Annotated in this window: 15 protein-coding genes; 6 read left to right on the top strand and 9 right to left on the bottom strand. The window is 43.2% G+C overall.

The genetic code is table 11. From position 1 onward, the window contains the following. Positions 1-56: 56 nt before the first annotated feature. Complete coding sequence (locus I2I33_RS18315) at positions 57-560, top strand: TlpA family protein disulfide reductase (protein WP_087422635.1); 504 nt, start codon at positions 57-59, stop codon at positions 558-560. A gap of 172 nt (positions 561-732) precedes the next feature. On the opposite strand, the gene I2I33_RS18320 is transcribed toward I2I33_RS18315, so the two are convergent. Further along, positions 733-1,101 carry a YccF domain-containing protein gene (locus tag I2I33_RS18320; protein WP_087422634.1) on the bottom strand — a complete coding sequence of 123 codons (369 nt, stop codon included), beginning with the start codon at positions 1,099-1,101 and terminating at the stop codon, positions 733-735. A 133-nt stretch (positions 1,102-1,234) separates the two neighbouring features. Between I2I33_RS18320 and I2I33_RS18325 the strand changes: the two genes are divergently transcribed. From I2I33_RS18325 to I2I33_RS18335, 3 genes are all read left to right on the top strand, one after another. Continuing rightward, positions 1,235-1,594, top strand: coding sequence for a thioredoxin family protein (locus tag I2I33_RS18325; protein ID WP_229128374.1), 360 nt, complete (start codon positions 1,235-1,237; stop codon positions 1,592-1,594). A gap of 133 nt (positions 1,595-1,727) precedes the next feature. Beyond that, complete coding sequence (locus tag I2I33_RS18330; protein WP_087422632.1) at positions 1,728-3,383, top strand: SulP family inorganic anion transporter; 1,656 nt, start codon at positions 1,728-1,730, stop codon at positions 3,381-3,383. A gap of 20 nt (positions 3,384-3,403) precedes the next feature. After that, positions 3,404-4,819, top strand: coding sequence for an amidophosphoribosyltransferase (locus I2I33_RS18335; protein ID WP_087422631.1), 1,416 nt, complete (start codon positions 3,404-3,406; stop codon positions 4,817-4,819). Between the two features lie 131 nt (positions 4,820-4,950). On the opposite strand, the gene cydB is transcribed toward I2I33_RS18335, so the two are convergent. From cydB to I2I33_RS18350, 3 genes are read right to left on the bottom strand one after another with little or no spacing between them, the layout of a single operon-like run. Then, positions 4,951-6,069 carry a cytochrome d ubiquinol oxidase subunit II gene (cydB, locus tag I2I33_RS18340; RefSeq protein ID WP_087422630.1) on the bottom strand — a complete coding sequence of 373 codons (1,119 nt, stop codon included), beginning with the start codon at positions 6,067-6,069 and terminating at the stop codon, positions 4,951-4,953. 29 nt (positions 6,070-6,098) lie between these two features. Further along, positions 6,099-7,649, bottom strand: coding sequence for a cytochrome ubiquinol oxidase subunit I (locus I2I33_RS18345; protein WP_087422629.1), 1,551 nt, complete (start codon positions 7,647-7,649; stop codon positions 6,099-6,101). A gap of 4 nt (positions 7,650-7,653) precedes the next feature. Next, positions 7,654-7,863 carry a DUF4492 domain-containing protein gene (locus I2I33_RS18350; protein ID WP_027201765.1) on the bottom strand — a complete coding sequence of 70 codons (210 nt, stop codon included), beginning with the start codon at positions 7,861-7,863 and terminating at the stop codon, positions 7,654-7,656. A 206-nt stretch (positions 7,864-8,069) separates the two neighbouring features. On the opposite strand from I2I33_RS18350, the gene I2I33_RS18355 reads away from it, so the two are divergent. Then, positions 8,070-9,191, top strand: coding sequence for an AI-2E family transporter (locus I2I33_RS18355; protein ID WP_087422628.1), 1,122 nt, complete (start codon positions 8,070-8,072; stop codon positions 9,189-9,191). 41 nt (positions 9,192-9,232) lie between these two features. Here the strand turns inward: I2I33_RS18355 and ahpF are convergent, their stop codons facing one another. The 5 genes from ahpF to lon all read right to left on the bottom strand — a co-directional run bounded on the left by ahpF (position 9,233) and on the right by lon (position 15,993). Then, complete coding sequence (ahpF, locus tag I2I33_RS18360) at positions 9,233-10,783, bottom strand: alkyl hydroperoxide reductase subunit F (RefSeq protein ID WP_087422627.1); 1,551 nt, start codon at positions 10,781-10,783, stop codon at positions 9,233-9,235. Between the two features lie 86 nt (positions 10,784-10,869). Next, a complete protein-coding gene (gene ahpC / locus I2I33_RS18365; protein WP_087422626.1) occupies positions 10,870-11,436 on the bottom strand; it encodes an alkyl hydroperoxide reductase subunit C in 567 nt (188 codons plus the stop codon). 300 nt (positions 11,437-11,736) lie between these two features. Next, positions 11,737-12,837: a Fic family protein gene (locus tag I2I33_RS18370; RefSeq protein ID WP_087422625.1), complete on the bottom strand. Its 1,101-nt coding sequence runs from the start codon at positions 12,835-12,837 to the stop codon at positions 11,737-11,739. A gap of 103 nt (positions 12,838-12,940) precedes the next feature. Further along, complete coding sequence (locus tag I2I33_RS18375; RefSeq protein WP_087422624.1) at positions 12,941-13,153, bottom strand: hypothetical protein; 213 nt, start codon at positions 13,151-13,153, stop codon at positions 12,941-12,943. A gap of 425 nt (positions 13,154-13,578) precedes the next feature. Continuing rightward, positions 13,579-15,993, bottom strand: coding sequence for an endopeptidase La (gene lon / locus I2I33_RS18380; protein WP_087422623.1), 2,415 nt, complete (start codon positions 15,991-15,993; stop codon positions 13,579-13,581). Between the two features lie 210 nt (positions 15,994-16,203). Between lon and I2I33_RS18385 the strand changes: the two genes are divergently transcribed. Then, a complete protein-coding gene (locus I2I33_RS18385) occupies positions 16,204-17,379 on the top strand; it encodes a GlmU family protein (protein ID WP_087422671.1) in 1,176 nt (391 codons plus the stop codon). Positions 17,380-17,827 lie beyond the last annotated feature (448 nt).

A 17,827-nucleotide genomic window follows, 5' to 3' on the forward strand; every position in this document is an offset into this window, starting at 1 on the left:
TCTGAGTTTTAATCCTTAGCTTTGTGTTACAATAAAAAAATAAACAAAGAAAAGCTATGAGATTAAAGCATTATTTATCCTGTATGTTGATCTTGTTGTCATTTGTTACGGTGAATGCACAAGAGAAAAAAGAGTTAAAAGAAGGAGATCAAGCTCCTACGTTTAAGTATTTGGATATTAACGGTAAGGAAGTTTCCTTGAGTGATTTGAAGGGTAAGTATGTTTACATTGATATATGGGCTACGTGGTGCGGACCTTGCACGGGTGAACTTCCTCATTTGAAGGAGTTGGAGAAGAAAATGCACGGTAAGAAGATCGTGTTCGTGAGTATCTCTTGCGACAAGGATAAAGCTGCATGGGAGAAAATGGTGAAAGAGAAAGGATTAGAAGGAGTTCAGTTGCATAATGGCGGAGACCGGGCATTCATGGATGCTTTCGGGGTGAAGTATATTCCTCGTTTTATTCTTTTGGACAAAGAGGGTAAGGTGGTGAATGCGAACATGACTCGTCCTTCAAATGCAGAAACCGAGAAAACGCTGAAGGCGTTGAAGGGAATTTAGGAATTTTAGATTTGATGATTTTAGATTGAGGGAGGGATTGAAGTAACTGGAATTTAAAATTTACAATCTAAAATTTAAAATTAATAAGATCACTGAATTTTTAGTTTGGCTTTGGACAATTGTTTAGAGCTTTTTATCAGACGAGCGGGCCTTAGGGATGGGGCCCGCTTTTTTATAGAACGTCGTGACCGAAGGGGGTGATGGCTAAGCGGGCTAGTTTGAAATGTTGCATACCGAAGGGGATACCGATGATGGTGATGCAGAAGATTACCCCGAAAAGGAGATGGGACAGGAATATCCATACTCCCCCTATGAAGAACCAGATGACATTCATGAGGAAGGAAAGACAACCGCTACTTTGCGGGATGTCTACCACTTGGCTGCCGAAAGGCCAGAGGGCCAGCACTCCGAGTTTTAGGGTTTGTATTCCGAAAGGTATTCCGATGATCGTGATAAACAAGCCGATACTGGATACAAAGTATTCTAGTGCGATGAAGAAACCGCCGAACAGGACCCAGATGATATTTCCAAGAATTTTCATGTGTTATCGTGTTTTATAATGATTTTCCAAAGATACGATAAAGAATGCAATTGGGGAACAGGGTTGGGAAAGAACTTGTAACTTGTTGTGGGAATAGTGCGTATGATTCATGTACTTATTAATTTGTAACAATATGACTATGATCGAGCATTTGACAAAGGATAGTTTTAAGCGGAAAGTGTTTGACTATCAGAATGAGAGGATGTACAGATTTGAGGGGGAGCGTCCGGTTGTGATAGATTTCTACACGAACTGGTGTGTCCCATGTAAGACCATAGCCCCGATCCTGGAAGAGTTGCAGCGGGAGTACGAGGGGAAAGTTGATATTTACAAGGTGGATAGCGATATGGAGAAGGAGTTGGTAAAGGCCTTCAACGTGCGGAGCATCCCGACCTTGATGTTTGTTCCGGTGGAAGGCCAGCCGCAAGTGGGATGCGGGGCTGTGTCCAAAGGGGAATTGAAACATTTCTTTAGCCAGGTATTTCATATTTGACATGGAGATAATTTCGTGATTTACAGGAAATAATCTTGTGAATGGCGGGATTATTAATTTCTATTAATTTCGGAGCCTTGAATTTGAAATTAATATATACCTTTGTGCGTTTTAAAATTAAGGGTATAATAGTATGGAAAAGGTGTTTAGTCCGAAATTATTCGGATTAATTAAAGACGGTTCGGTAAAGAAGAATTTATCGAAAGATATTCTTGCCGGAATCGTGGTAGGTATCGTGGCCTTACCGTTGGCAATCGCTTTTGCCGTGGCCTCGGGTGTTTCTCCTGAAAAGGGAATTATAACGGCTATCGTGGCCGGATTTCTCATTTCATTCTTTGGTGGTAGCCGGGTACAGATCGGTGGCCCCACGGGAGCTTTTATCGTTATTGTCTACGGGATTGTAAATGATTATGGTCTGGACGGGATGATTATTTCAACGATATTTGCCGGGGTGATCATGATCGGGTTCGGTATGCTGCGGTTGGGGACGTTACTGAAGTTTATTCCTCACCCGTTGATTGTCGGTTTTACTTCCGGTATCGCCTTGACGATTTTCTCCACGCAAATATCGAATGCACTGGGACTGACACTGACGGACGTGCCGGGGAGTTTTATTGGTAAATGGGGTGCTTATTTCGGGGGAATAGATACCGTGAACTGGTATGCCGTGGGAATCACGATCGTGACCGTGTTGATTGCGGTGTATATGCCGAAGATTACAAGTAAGGTGCCGGGTTCGTTCGTGGCTATATTGGTGGTGACGCCTATCGTGGTATTCCTTTTGCCGGAAGGTGCGGTGACGACGATCGGTTCCGAGTTCGGGGAGATTAAATGTAATTTGACCCCGGTGTTCCCGTCAATCGAGTGGGGACAGTTGTCTCATTACTTGCAGCCTGCTATGACGATTGCCATTTTGGGAGCTATTGAGTCCTTGCTGTCGGCGGTAGTTGCCGATGGTATGATCAGCGGGCATCATCGTTCGAATACAGAGTTGATAGCCCAGGGGATTGCTAATATTGCCTCACCTTTGTTTGGTGGTATTCCTGCCACGGGAGCCATTGCCCGTACGGCAACCAACGTGAAGAACGGGGGACGTACTCCGATTGCCGGTATCACGCATGCCGTGGTGCTATTGCTGATCATGTTGTTCTTCGGGAAATGGGCGTCCTTGATTCCGATGTCATGTCTGGCGGGAATCCTGATTGTGGTGTCTTATAACATGAGTGAATGGCGGTCATTCCGTTCTATCCTGCGGGCATCGATGTCCGATGTGGTGATTTTGCTGGTGACGTTCTTCCTGACCGTGCTAGTCGATCTGACCGTGGCGATTGAAATCGGGGTTGTGTTGGCTGCCCTGTTATTTATGAAACGTATGGCGGATAACGCCCCGAAAGAGATTATCGGAGCCACAAATATGGATAGTGATGTGCTTGAAAATTACAAGAATCTGCCGAAAGGTTTGGGTATATACGAGGTTAGCGGGCCATTTTTCTTCGGGTCGGCAAAGACATATTGTGAAACAATTCGTAACTTGGGCGTGAATTACGAAGTCTTGATTATTCGTATGCGTCATGTGCCTTTCGTGGATTCTACCGGGTTGAAGAACCTAAAAGAGACGATTCTTCAATTAAAGAACGAGGGTACGTATATCGTTTTGTCAGGGGTGAGTGAACCGGTGAAAAAGGATTTGTTAAAGGGGGGAATCGGTGAGCTTGTCGGGGTTGAGAATATTTATCCGAAATTCGATTTGGCTTTACAGGCCGCGAAAGAGAAGATCGAAGAGAAATAATTACAAAAAGATATTGAAGTATGAGCGGATTTTTTGGCTGTGTATCTCGTAAAGATTGTGTTGCTGACGTGTTTTATGGCACGGATTACCATTCTCATCTGGGGACGAAACGTGCGGGATTGGCTTTTTATAACGGGGCGGATTTTAATCGCTCCATCCATAGCTTGGAGAGTGCCTATTTTCGGAATAAGTTTGAACCGGAACTGGATCGTTTCGCCGGGTCTAACTTGGGAATCGGGGTGATCAGTGATATGGAATCCCAGCCCATCACGGTGACCTCGCATTTAGGACGGTTCGCTGTCGTGGTGGTCGGACGTTTGGCTAACTTGGACGAGATTGTAGATGAGTTTCTGAAGGAACGAAAGCATTTTGCCGAATTGTCGAGTTCGACGGTGAACCCGACAGAGGCGGTGGCCATGTTGATTAATGCCGGGAATACGTTTAAGGAGGGAATCGAGAACGTGTATAACAAGGTCAAGGGGTCTTGCTCCTTTTTGATCCTGACGGAGACGGGGATTTATGCGGCTCGGGATAAATATGGTCGTACGCCGATTATTCTGGGAAAAAATGAGCATGGTTATGTAGTGGCCAGCGAAAGTTCTTCGTTCACGAATCTGGGATACACGATTGTGCGGGATATTCAGCCGCGGGAGGCTTTGCAGATTACCCGGGATGGGATCACGCAAGTGACGACTCCGGGATGCAAGAAACAGATTTGTTCTTTCTTGTGGGTATATTACGGTTACCCTTCTTCATATTACGAGGGGATTAACGTGGAAGATGCTCGTTATCGTTGTGGAGCGGCTATTGCCGAACGGGATGACGTGAAGGTGGATTACGTGGCGGGAATACCCGATTCGGGAGTCGGCCATGCGATTGGTTACTCGAATGCCCGTTGCTTGCCGTACAAGCGTCCGTTTGTGAAGTACACTCCGACATGGCCCCGTAGTTTTATGCCGCAAAATCAGGCGATGCGGGATCTGGTGGCCAAGATGAAATTGTTGCCTAACGAGGCATTTACACGGGATGCCCGGATTCTGTTCCTGGATGATTCAATCGTGCGGGGAACCCAGTTGAAGGATAACGTGGTGAAATTGAAAGAATGTGGGGTAAAAGAGGTGCATATGCGGATTGCTTGTCCGCCTCTGGTTTATCCTTGTGCGTTCTTGAATTTCTCCTCTTCCCGTTCTAATTTTGACTTGTTTACCCGTCGGGTGATCCGGGATTTGGAAGGTACCTCCGATTTGACGGAAGAGATATTGAAACCATATACCGATCCTGATTCGGAGAAGTACAAGAAGATGCTGGACGTGATGGCTCAACATTTACAGTTGGATTCATTAAAGTTCCAACGTCTGGAAGATATTGTGAAGGCAATTGGATTGCCGAAAGAGGAGCTTTGTACTCATTGTTGGGACAATTCTTCTTATATGTAAAAAAGGGCTGTTTCCAGCCCTTTTTTTACATATAAGAAGAAAGATAAAAGTTAAAAACTAAAAGGTAAAAGTGGAAAATGTTTCCCGGCTTTCATCTTTTAGTTTTTAACTTTTATTTTTTAGTTTTTATCTTAATATGCGTGGTGGTCGTCTTTTACGTCTTGTATATCAATCTGTTTTTTGTTGAGAGCCCGCCAAGCGTAGAATATATAGGCCAGCACGATCGGTGAGGCCAGTGACACGTATGCCATGGTTTTCAACGTGTAGAGGGAGGACGAGGCATTGTAAATGGTCAATGACGAATTGAGATCCGTGTATGACGGGTAGAATGCCGTGTTATTGAATCCTGCCACGATAAACAAGGCGATTACAGCCAAGACGATTCCGATTCCGGAAAACCAAATCCCTTTTCTCCAGTGGGGTTTCAGGATGGATTGGATGATTCCGAATAAAACTCCGATAACTCCGATCAGTAGAATAAGTGTGTTCAAAGGCATTTCCAGCAGGTTGTGGAAATATTTGTACGGGACGAGCTGGATGCTCTTGTCTTCCATGATTGCGTAACCTTTGCCTAATAATATGATGGCTAGGAAGGCGAGTAGGAATACCACGAACGGAATGGAGTTGTATAATACTTGTTTTTTACTTCTCTTATAGATCACGTCGTGTTTGATGTTATTCATAAAATAGAGAGAGGCTAATGTACGGGCCAAGAAGAAAATGGCTAGACCCAGACAGAGGTTTGCGACATTGAACAACACCTCGATTCCTCTCCAGGGACTCATCCAGGTAACATCATTCATTTCCCCTAGTTTAAACGGGTTGCCCGTGAAGAAAGAGCCGACAACGGCACCGATACAGATGGTTCCGATGACCCCGTTAATGATCAGGAATATGTTGTATGTTTTTTCCCCGAGCAGGTTTCCGGCTTTCCGGCGATACTCGTAGGAAACGGCCTGCATCACGAAACAGAACAATACAACCATCCAAGCGAGGTAAGCTCCCCCGAAACTGGTTGAATAGAATAGCGGGAAACTGGCAAAAAATGCACCCCCGAACACGACTAATGTTGTGAACGTGAATTCCCACTTACGTCCTAAACTGTTGACCAACAGATTGCGTTCATCGTCAGTCTTGGCAATGGTATATAATAGTGTTTGTCCTCCTTGTACGAACAACAGGAATACGAGCAATCCGCCAAGTAATGATATTAAAATCCACCAATAATGTTGAAGAAATTCCATATTCATTTGCGATTTGTGATTTATGATTTTAGATTTTAATGATTTTCCGGTCCTTTTTTTATCTGGTGGAACATAATTTTCAGTTCTGCAATTAGCAGGACGGTGAAAAGTATGGCAAACATCCAGAATGTGGTCATTACCCAGTCGGACGCTATTTTGGTAACGGCGACATTCGTGGGCATCAGATCCTGTACGACCCAAGGTTGGCGACCAACTTCAGCCACGATCCAACCGCATTGGGAGGCGATGTAAGCCAAGGGAACGCAGACAAGAGCCAAGTAAGGAATGAGTTTGAATTTCTCGAATTTTCTCTTCTTTGCATACCACAGGGAAAGAATGAATAGAAGTGTGAATAACATACCCAGACCGACCATGATTCGGAAACTGAAGAATACGAGCGGCACGTGAGGTATGGCGTCATACGGGGATGACAAGTAGCCGTACCCGAAGTCGGAATAGTTGGCTTTAAAGACTTGCAACGTGCTGTCGGCAAGGGGATGGTTTTCGTCCTTGACGGCTTGCTTATATGTTTTCAAGGCATCGATGGCGGTGCGGCCGTTAGCCATACGTTGTTCCAAAGAGGGATAGGTGATACCTTCTTGTGAGGTGTAACCATCTAAAATATTTTGAATACCGGGAATATAGGCGTTGAAATCATGATACCCCAAGAAGGAAAGCATTTTAGGAACATGGATCGCGTATTCCATTTTTTTCATCTTGGGAGTCGGTAATGACGGATCGTTTGTCGGAATACCGATTACGGTGAATTCTACCCCATTACCACCCTCGTTCAGGCCCTCCATGGCGGCGAATTTCATGGGTTGTGTCTTGGTTACATCCTGCGCGCTGGAGTCTCCCGTGTACATGGTAAGCAGAATACTGATTAACCCGAACACGGAGGCAAGCATGATACTCTTACGAGCGAATTCAAGATTCCTTTTCTTCAGGATAAACCATGAACTCACTCCTACCACGAAACAGGCCGAGAGCGTGTAGGCCGAAGTTACCGTGTGGGTAAATTTACTGATTGCGGTGGGAGAGAAGAGAATTGCCCAAAAATCATCCATTTCATTTCTGGCCGTCAGCGGGTTGAATTCCATACCGACGGGATTCTGCATCCAAGCATTGGCAACCAGAATCCATAGTGCAGAAATGTTTGCCCCGACAAATACCATCCAGGTTGAAACCAGATGGAAACGTTTGCTTACTTTATTCCAGCCAAAAAACATGACAGCCACGAAGGTGGATTCTAAGAAGAATGCTATAATTCCTTCAATGGCCAGCGGGGCGCCGAAAATATCTCCCACGAACCAAGAGTAGTTTGACCAGTTTGTTCCGAACTGGAATTCCAGAATTAACCCGGTAGCCACGCCGATGGCAAAGTTAATACCGAACAGTTTCATCCAGAATTTAGTGGCATTCAGCCAACTTTGATCACCCGTTTTTACCCACATGGTTTCCATGATGGCGAGCATCAGGGCCAATCCCAAGGTCAGGGGTACAAACATGTAATGGTAGATTGCTGTCATGGCAAATTGCCATCGTGACCACTCCACCAGAGTGGTTGTTGTCAGATCAAGAAGCATAATATTAAGGTTTTGTTGTTAATTCTTCAAAAACATGATTACTTTTCTCCTCGGCACTGTCGTAGTGGGAGTTCAAGTAATTGGGCATTAACCAAAGTTTAAAGACTAAAAACATGATACATAGCTTAATAATGATAATAAGCCAAAGAGTTCTTCCCCACCGGGGCATATTCCTGAATCCGTCGTAATATAGATCCCAAGCTTTTCTTAGCATACACGACTTTATTTTGTTATTTATCCATTAAAGAACGTAATCAAAGATAAAAATGTTTTCTTGATTTCCATGTTTTTTTCGCATAAATAATACCTATGTACTTATAGAGTAAATTTATTTATCTATTTTTGGGCTAGGAAATGTGTAACGTCAAGTTGCTTTTGTCGTAAACGGAGAGTTGTTTGTTACATTGTAAAGATTGAATTATGAATAATATAGGAAAATATTGTCTGGGAGGGTTCGCTTTGGCGGTCGTGGGATTTTTGTGTTGGTATTTTTCTTCCATAATAGCTTATATCTTGATTGCCGTGATCATCTCTTTTTTGGGACGACCGGTGATGAATTGTTTGGAGCGCTTGGAAATTAAGGGGTATCATATACCGGGAGGTTTGCGAGCCGCGATAGCTTTGATTTGTATTTGGGTTGTATTTATCCTTTTCTTTTACACGGTGATCCCGTTAGTGAGCCAAGAATTTCAGTCGTTGAGTGATATTAGTATCACGAATATCGTGAACAAGCTTGAAGATCCTTTGGCCGATTTGGAGCAGGGATTGAAACGGTTTGGAATTCTTGAATCGGATCAGGACGTGAAGGAATATATCGTGACGAACTTGAAGTCGGTGGTAGATGTCACGCAGATTCAAAATATATTCGGTTCTTTGGCAGGTACGATTAGTAGTATTTTTATAGCCTTGTTTTCCGTGACGTTTATGGCATTCTTTTTCTTGAAGGATAGCAAGTTATTTTACCGGATGTTGTTGACCATCGTGCCGACACGTTACGGGGAAGGCGTGGGGAATGCGCTGGATTCGATTCAAAAATTACTGATGCGTTATTTTATCGGGATTACCTTCGAGGTGCTGATCGTGATGGGTTTGAATATACTGGGATTGACGATCGTGGGTCTACCGTTTAATAATGCGGTGTTGATTGGTTTGATCACGGGGATTACGAATGTAATTCCTTACATCGGGCCTCTGATCGGGGCGGCTTTCGGATTGTCTGTCGGGATCGCGACGAATGTGGATGTCGATTTCTACACGGTGGTATTTCCCTTGTTGATATACATGAGTATCGTTTTCATTATTACCCAGTTGATTGATAACGTGGTGTTACAGCCTCTGATTTACGGGAATAGTGTTCACGCTCACCCGATGGAGATCTTTTTGGTGATACTGATTGCGGGAAATCTGGCGGGTATACCGGGAATGATCTTGGCGATACCGGGGTATACGGTTTTGCGGGTAATATTGAGAGAATTCTTTAATAAGTATAAACTGGTAAAGTCATTGACCAAAGGCCTGGAAGATGAAAATAAAAAAAACTAGAAGTGTGGTTAACTTCTAGTTTTTCACTTTTATCTTTTACTTTAAATCACCCCTCGCATCCGATCTTCAAAAGCAGAAAGTGCGGCTTTTGCTCCTTCTCCCATGGCGATGATGATTTGTTTGTAGGGTACGGTGGAGACATCTCCTGCGGCATAGATTCCCGGAATATTTGTGCGGCAATGTGTGTCGATGGCGATTTCTCCCATTCGATTCGTGTCGACTACATCCCGGAAAACGCCGCTATTAGGCATTAAACCGATCTGAACGAAAATTCCGTCCAATTCAATGGTACGAACCTCTTCGGTAGTCCGGTCTTTTACCCGGATGCCTGTTACCTTATCCCCGTTGCCGATAACTTCAAGTGTTTGCGAATTGACAAAGACTTCCACGTTGGGTAAGCTTTTTAGTTTTTCCTGTAACACTTGATCGGCCTTTAAATTGTCCAAAAATTCCAATACGGTAACTTTTGAACATATTCCTGCCAAATCAATGGCAGCTTCTATCCCTGAATTGCCCCCTCCTACAACTGCAACGTGTTTGCCTTTGTAGAATGGCCCGTCACAATGCGGGCAGAACGCGACGCCTCTACCGATATACTCGGCCTCACCTGATACGTTCAGTTTTCTCCAACTGGCTCCGGTAGCTACGATAACAGCCGGTGCGGAGAATTTCTCCCCGGTAGCCGTGGAAAGTATTTTTTGTTTGTCCTCTAATGCTATTTTTTCAATCTGCCGATGCTCCAGCAGGTCAATCGGGTAACATTGTAGATGTGTCCGTAAATTGTCTGCCAATTGATTACCTGTTGTTTCCGGTACGGAAATCAGGTTTTCAATTCCCACGGTCTCTTTGACTTGTCCCCCGATACGTTCCGCTATGATGGCCACGTTCAAACCCTTACGTGCGGAGTAAATGGCGGCTGCCGATCCTGCCGGTCCTCCTCCTAGAACGATGACATCATAACTTTTTTCTTTTACCTCTAACGTGTTTTCCTCTATTCCGTATTGAGCCTCAAGTTTGTTTAATAATTCACCGAATTCCCCTCTTCCGACATGGATGAGTTTTCCATCCGCAAACACGGAAGGTACTCCTTGTATCTTTAATTTTTCTACTTCATCTTGGTTGATTGCCCCGTCGACCATTTCGTGATGGATTTGCGGGTTTAAAGTTGCCATGGCATTCAGTGCTTGTACGACATCCGGACAGTTGGTACAAGTTAAAGATACGTAGGTTGTCAGGTGTATAGGACCTTTCAATGCTTTCACCCGGTTGCAGATGGTCTCATCCGGAAAATTCTTCCCTTTCCCGTCTGCATTCATGATGGCAAGCAGGAGGGAGGTGAACTCGTGTCCGTTGGGGACTCCCCGGAATTTGATGCCTGTGGGTTCTCCATTTTTCAGTAAAGAGAACTCCAGTTCTTTTCCCTCTTTAATCTGGCAAGATATTTTATCTGAACATTCTGCCACGTCAGCCAACATTTCCGTTAATTCCTGCCGACTTTCGTGGTGAGGAGCCACGGCGATGTCCAACGTGTATTGAGCCTCTAAAACGGCGAAAATATTTTTAAGTTGATCTTTCAAAGAGGTATCTAGCATATAAATGAAGTTTAGAGGTTAAAGGGTAAAAATTAGAGTTTAGAATGGTTTTCACTTTAAATTCTAAACTCTAAACTTTGAACTATTTAAATTTTACCAACCAAATCAATGCTCGGTTTCAGTGTGTTTGCACCTTTTTTCCATTTTGCAGGGCAAACTTCGTTCGGGTGTTCTGCCACGAATTGAGCAGCTTCAACTTTCCGAAGTAATTCGTCAGCGTTACGTCCGATGTTGTTGTCGTGGATTTCTGCAATTTTAATCTTTCCTTCCGGGTTTACCACGAATGTTCCGCGATAAGCCATCCCGTCTTCCTCGATCATCACGCCGAAGGCACGGCTCAATACTCCGGTCGGGTCAGCCAACATCGGGTATTTGATTTTACGGATACTTTCAGAAGCATCATGCCATGCTTTGTGTACGAAATGAGAATCCGTGCTTACAGAGTAAACTTCTACTCCCATTGCTTTGAATTGTTCGTATTTCTCTGCCACGTCAACTAATTCGGTCGGGCAAACAAAAGTAAAGTCTGCGGGATAGAAAAAGAAAATTGCCCACTTGCCTTTTACGTCTTCGCTACTTACTGTTTTGAACTCTCCGTTGTGAAATGCCTGAACTTTGAATTCAGGAAGTTGTGAATTGATAATTGGTTCCATTGTTTTTTATTTTTATAATTGATTCTTGTTTTTATTTTCTCGACACAAAAATATATCATTTATTTTTATTAAAACAAGAAATTTAATTGAATTGTTCTATATATGGATAGACAAAACTAATAAGTAAAAGTAATTGCTTGATTATTAGTGTGAATTATCTTTTGTCCACTGCTATTTTATTTATAATTCACCAGGGGAAAAGAAATTAAGAAATGTATTTGAAAGAAGATACAGTAGATATTATTAGCGATTTTTGTCGCGAATTTTGCGGAGAATAACCACCTTATTCTCCGCAAAATTCTATAAAACCAACTCGTAATTCGTGCTTCGACCGCCTTCATCTGTTTTGCGCAATACGCCTTTGCCGATCAAATCTTGTATGTCGCGTAAAGCAGTATCGGTGGAGCATTTGGTTATCTTGCCCCATTTGGATGAAGTTAGTTTCCCGTTAAAGCCATCCCATAATAGATTTACCATCTTGATTTGACGCTCATTCATGGGAACTCGGTGTTTGTCCCAAAAAGCGGCTTTCTGTAAAATGGTACTGATCGTTTTCTCCGTGTCAAGTAAAGCCGTGTTTAAACAGTCAAGAAACCATTCGAGCCAGTTTGTTATATCCAGTTTTCCCTTTTGTGTTTTTTCCAGTATCTCGTAATATTCTTTTCGTTGTTTGCGTATTTCGGCGGACATGCTGTAAAAACGATGTGGCATTTCGTCAGCCCGGGCTAAGAATAAGTCCATTATGGTACGGGCTATACGACCGTTACCGTCATCAAACGGGTGGATTGTCACGAACCATAAATGGGCGATAGCTGCTTTCAAGACCGGGTCTATTCTTTGCTCGTCATTCACCCAATCTAAAAATAGTTTCATCTGGTAAGGCACATTGTCAGAATCAGGGGCTTGATAATGTATTTTTTCTTTTCCCATAGCACCGGATACGACTTGCATGGGATCTAAGCCTTGTCGCCAATCTGCGATGGTGATTTTATATGCCCCGCTTCTGCCTGTTGGAAACAGTGCCGCATGCCAATTGAAGAGACGTTCGTTTGTTAACGGTTGTGCGTAGTTTTGAGTTGCATCGATCATCAGTTGAACCACCCCATCCACGTAATGATCGGCTTCGGGCAATCCTTCTGTTTCTATTCCTAGATGACGGGCTACGGAAGAACGTACCTGATCGCTGTTCAATATTTCTCCTTCTATTTCAGAAGATTTGGTGATGTCGGCTGTTAGTGTATCCAGTATGGCGTTATTTTGCAGGTCAAAGCCGAGCATACTCATTTTGCCTACAAGTTTACCTTGCAAATTGCGAACATTGCCTAATTTGTAAGATAGTTGAGTGTTATCCCATATGAAATTAGGCCAATCTTTTTGTTGCCAAATGTAGATCGCTTTCATATTCTCCGTATATTTTGCGGTAAATATACTCATTATATTGTAATGCCGTGATGCTCCGTGTGAAATATTTGTATTCTCCCTGTCCGGTTACAACAATTAATATTCACGTTCTAACCACTTTGAAAAAAAATACATCATAGATTTGGTACGTCACTCCTGTTTTATCCACGGTTTCCAGTACCAACTCTTTTTCAATCATCACTTTTGCCAATCGTCTGGCATTGGTGGGGGGGCCGATTCCATATTTATTGATAAAATATTGTGCTGAGATTTGTTTGACGTCGTGTTCTTTGGCAATGCAATTAAAAAATTCCACTGAATTGGAGTCAATAGTTGACGATATTGCAAGAAAACAGGTTCATTACGTTCCAATAGATCCGAGCAAGCTCATTTTACTTGTTCTGTTGTCACGTGGGATGTGCTCATGGCAAAAATTCGGTTACATAAACTTTGCGTGTAAAATGTATGCCTTCTGCTCCCGTTGATAATTTCTGCAACACAATCCGGATCTATTTATTTTCCGTAACGTTCAAATAAATCAGTAATGAATGCGGCGTACACGTCCTGCTGGATTTTTCCATGACTTCAATTATTTCCTAAAAGATACGAATTAATTCTAAAACTATCTATTTTAGATAGTCTAAAATAGATAGTGTCATCATGTGAGGGGGGAAAAAACGAAGTGCATCTTAAAAACGAAATTTGATTTTTAAGATGCACTTCAAAATGGGTAGATCCCTTTTAGATCAAGGCAATGTCCAATACTTCCCGAATGTGGTCAACGAAATGGAATTTAATGCCTTTGACGTATTCTTTTTTAATCTCGTCAATGTCTTTTTTGTTTTCCCGGCAAAGGATGATTTCTTTGATTCCGGCACGTTTGGCAGCTAGGATCTTCTCCCGGATACCACCCACGGGGAGAACTTTACCTCTCAACGTGATTTCTCCGGTCATGGCGAGGGCTTTCTTTACCTTTCTTCCGGTTAGCGATGAGGCTAACGAGGTGACCATGGTGATACCTGCCGAGGGACCATCCTTCGGTACGGCACCTGCCGGCACGTGAATGTGGATGTTGTGTTCTTCCACGGCTGAGGGCTGGATGCCTAGTTCTTCGGCATGCGATTTAATGTATTCTAATGCCAAGGTGGCAGACTCTTTCATCACATCACCGAGGCTCCCTGTCATGGTTAGGACGCCTTTGCCCTTGCTGATACTTGATTCCACGTAAAGAATTTCACCGCCCACGGCTGTCCATGCCAAACCGGTAACCACTCCGGGTAATTCGTTACCTTGGTATTCTTCCCGGGTAAAGATAGGGGTACCTAGGTATTCTTCCACGGTCGTTTTTGTCGGTTTAATCGTGAAAGACGAGTCCAGAGCCACGTTCTTTGCCACTTGACGCATGATCTTTGCCAAAGTCTTATCCAATCCCCGTACTCCCGATTCCCGGGTGTATTTGTCAATGATGAAATTTAATATATCATCCGTGAACTCGATTTGTTCTGCTTTTAACCCGTGATTCACCAGTTGTTTGGGGATCAGGTGCCGTTTGGCAATCTCTATTTTTTCTTCCATGAGATAACCACTTACTTCGATCATTTCCATACGATCCCTTAGTGGGGCGGCGATTGTTGAAATGTCGTTTGCAGTGGCGATAAACATGACTTTCGATAAATCATAGTCAATATCCAGGTAGTTATCGTGGAAGGCCGTGTTCTGTTCCGGATCAAGAACCTCCAACAGGGCAGACTGTGGGTCACCCCGGAAATCCTGACCGACTTTATCGATTTCATCGAGTATAAATACCGGGTTTGACGTGCCGGCTTTCTTGATACTTTGAATGATTCGTCCGGGCATGGCTCCAATATAGGTACGACGGTGTCCCCGGATCTCGGATTCATCGTGTAAACCACCCAATGACATACGTACAAACTCCCGGTTAAGTGCCCGTGCAACAGATTTTCCTAAAGAGGTTTTGCCGACTCCCGGGGGGCCGTACAGGCACAGGATCGGGGATTTCATATCTCCTTTCAGTTTCAGTACGGCGAGGTATTCGAGAATTCTCTCTTTCACCTTATCCAGCCCGTAATGATCGGCATCTAGTATCTCGGAGGCTTTCTTCAAGTCGAAATTGTCCTCGGAATAGTGTTCCCAAGGTAGCTCGGTCAATTCTTTCACGTAATTGAATTGCACGGAATAGTCCGGGGTGGAGGGATTTTGGCGTTTTAGTTTTTGAAGTTCTTTTTCAAAAATTTCCTGAACGTTCTTTCCCCACTTCTTCTTTTTGGCTGCCTCTTCCAGTTCTTGAAGATCTTCATCCACCGGGTTAGCTCCCAGTTCGTTCTGAATAGTCTTCATCTGCTGGTGGAGTAGGTATTCCCGTTGCTGTTTATCCAAATCGACTTTCACTTTCTTCTGGATATCCTCTTTGAGTTCCAGTATTTTGACCTGTTTGCCCAAAAGTTCCAGTAATTTAGTTGCCCGTTCTTTCAGGATGTCAATTTCCAGTAATTCCTGTTTATTCCGGTAGTCAATATCCGTGTTCGAAGAAATGAAATTGATCAAGAATAACATGCTCTCGATGTTTTTCAAGGCGAATCCTGCCTCGTTCGGGATGTTGCTGGAGTATTTTACAATCTTCAAGGCCATGTCTTTTAAAGCCTCTCCGATAGCATTATACTCTTGGTCTTCTTCCGTGATCGTGTCCTCTTGTTTAACAATGATTTTTCCCACGTGATAGGGTTCATCGTACAGGATATCATCAAGTTCAAATCTCTTTTTCCCTTGTATGATAGCCGTCGTTGTTCCATCCGGCATTTCCAATATCTTCAAGACGGTGGCAACTGTACCTATCGTGTATAGGTCTTCCAGTTTGGGATTTTCCGTGTTGGTGTCTCTCTGGGCAATAACACCGAAGGGTACGCTGCTTTTATACACGTACCGGATGAGTTTCAGTGACTTTTCCCTACCAATATTTATAGGAATTATGACGCCGGGAAACAGAACCGTGTTCCGTAGCGGTAAAATTGGCAGAGTGTCAGGAATATCCGTGTGGTCGTTGAGCATCTCCTTCTCGTCTCCTAGGATGGATAAATAATCTTGATTATCGTCCGCCAAGTTTTCTTGTAAAATATCTTTTAAATCTATTTTATTCATTATGATCTCCTTATCTCTATTGTTTTAAACTTTTCCACATTTGGTTTATTTCCAGTTTTTCCGTGGTTAGCCTTGTTTCAAAAAACTGACATTTTGACAAAAAGGCGCTGAAAAATAAACCACTACATAATAGGACAATTCCTATGCCAAAGATTTTTTTTGTGAAATATGATGCATTTGTTACTTTTGTGTGCAAATATAAAACACACAATGAAAATAATTTTGTTTGATGATAAAAGTTGGGGTACTTTAAGGCCCTTGACTTTTACTCGTCCGATTTCTGAATTGAGGGTTGGAATTCTCACGATCCGGGAAAAGTGGGAAAAGCGGTTTGGGGATAAGGTTGCATATCTGACCAAAGATTACCTTCAGGAAAAGTTCCCGTTGTCTGTGGAAGACGATAATTTGCTTATCAATAGTTCGGTATGTCCGAATGAAGAATTGATGCAGAAAATCAAGTCTTTGCAGGCTGGAGAGATGTTATTACAGGGTGATTGTCTGATCGCCGTGCGAATGGGTAAACAGGACGTTGCAGCCTTTGATCCGGTGACGATACCCGATTTTACACGTAAAGAATACACGGGAGTGTTTACCCGTGTTGTTTATCCTTATCATTTGTTTTCTCTGAATGCCCGAGAGCTGGAGGTCGATTTTCGATTGATCACGGAAGGGCGTGAGAGTGTCCCGTTGAATAGTTGCGTGCAGGTGTATGGAGTGCATCCCGTTTTCGTCGAAGAGGGGGCTGTTGTACGTTGTGCGGTAATTAACACGGAGGGTGGTCCGGTGTATATCGGTAAAGATGCCGAGATTATGGAAGGTGTTTTGGTGCGGGGACCATTGGCCATGTGTGAACATTCGGTGCTGACTATGGGAGCCAAGGTGTACGGGGCGACAACCCTCGGGCCGTATTGCAAATGTGGAGGTGAGGTCAATAACGTCGTGATGATTGGCTATTCGAATAAGGCGCATGATGGTTTTCTCGGGAATTCCGTGTTGGGCGAATGGTGTAACATTGGTGCCGGAACGAATAATTCTAATCTGAAGAACACTTACGTGGAGGTGAAGTTGTGGGATTACGAGACCAAGCATTTCCGTCGGACCGGACTTCAATTCTGTGGTCTGATCATGGGTGACCATGCAAAACTGGGTATTTCCACCATGATTAACACCGGAACGGTGATTGGTGTGGGAACCAATATTTTCGGTTCGGATTTTCCTCGGAATTTTGTTCCTTCTTTCTCATGGGGTGGAGCCAGTGGGTTTACGGAGCATAAAATGAATCAGTTCGTTTCCACGGCTGAGGCTGTCATGAAACGCCGGAACAAGACGTTTGATGATGTTGATCGCCGGATTATTGAGCATGTTTTTGCCGATCCGGAAAGATAGAATCCCCGTGAAATCCTAAAGTAATTCTAGAAATGATACTTGAATTACTTTAGGAATCATTTATGATCGTGAGGAAAAACTCGTTTTTAATGATCATCTAGTTTATACCAAGTTTCAGGGAGGGGATATTCTACGTCTACACCATACATCCTTATATTTGCCTTGACTTTGAATTCTGTAATATCAAATGGTGCATCTGCGGCAATGTACATTTCCTTAAATTCATCTTTGGATAGGCGTATGGGATCTCCTGGGTCATAACCAGCGACATTCCAATAAGAAAACATTTATAATTTATAGTTATTATTGATTGTAAATATAGTAAAATAATTCATAATCATGTCGTTTTTTGTATATTTGTAAATAGGTGAAATGTGTGTTTAATATTGAATGAATTATGGATTATTTTAATATCGGCGTGATTGCGTCTTATAATATTCGGTTATTA

This window comes from Butyricimonas sp. BSD2780061689_150309_C8, from assembly GCF_015560935.1.
Lineage (GTDB): Bacteria > Bacteroidota > Bacteroidia > Bacteroidales > Marinifilaceae > Butyricimonas > Butyricimonas paravirosa.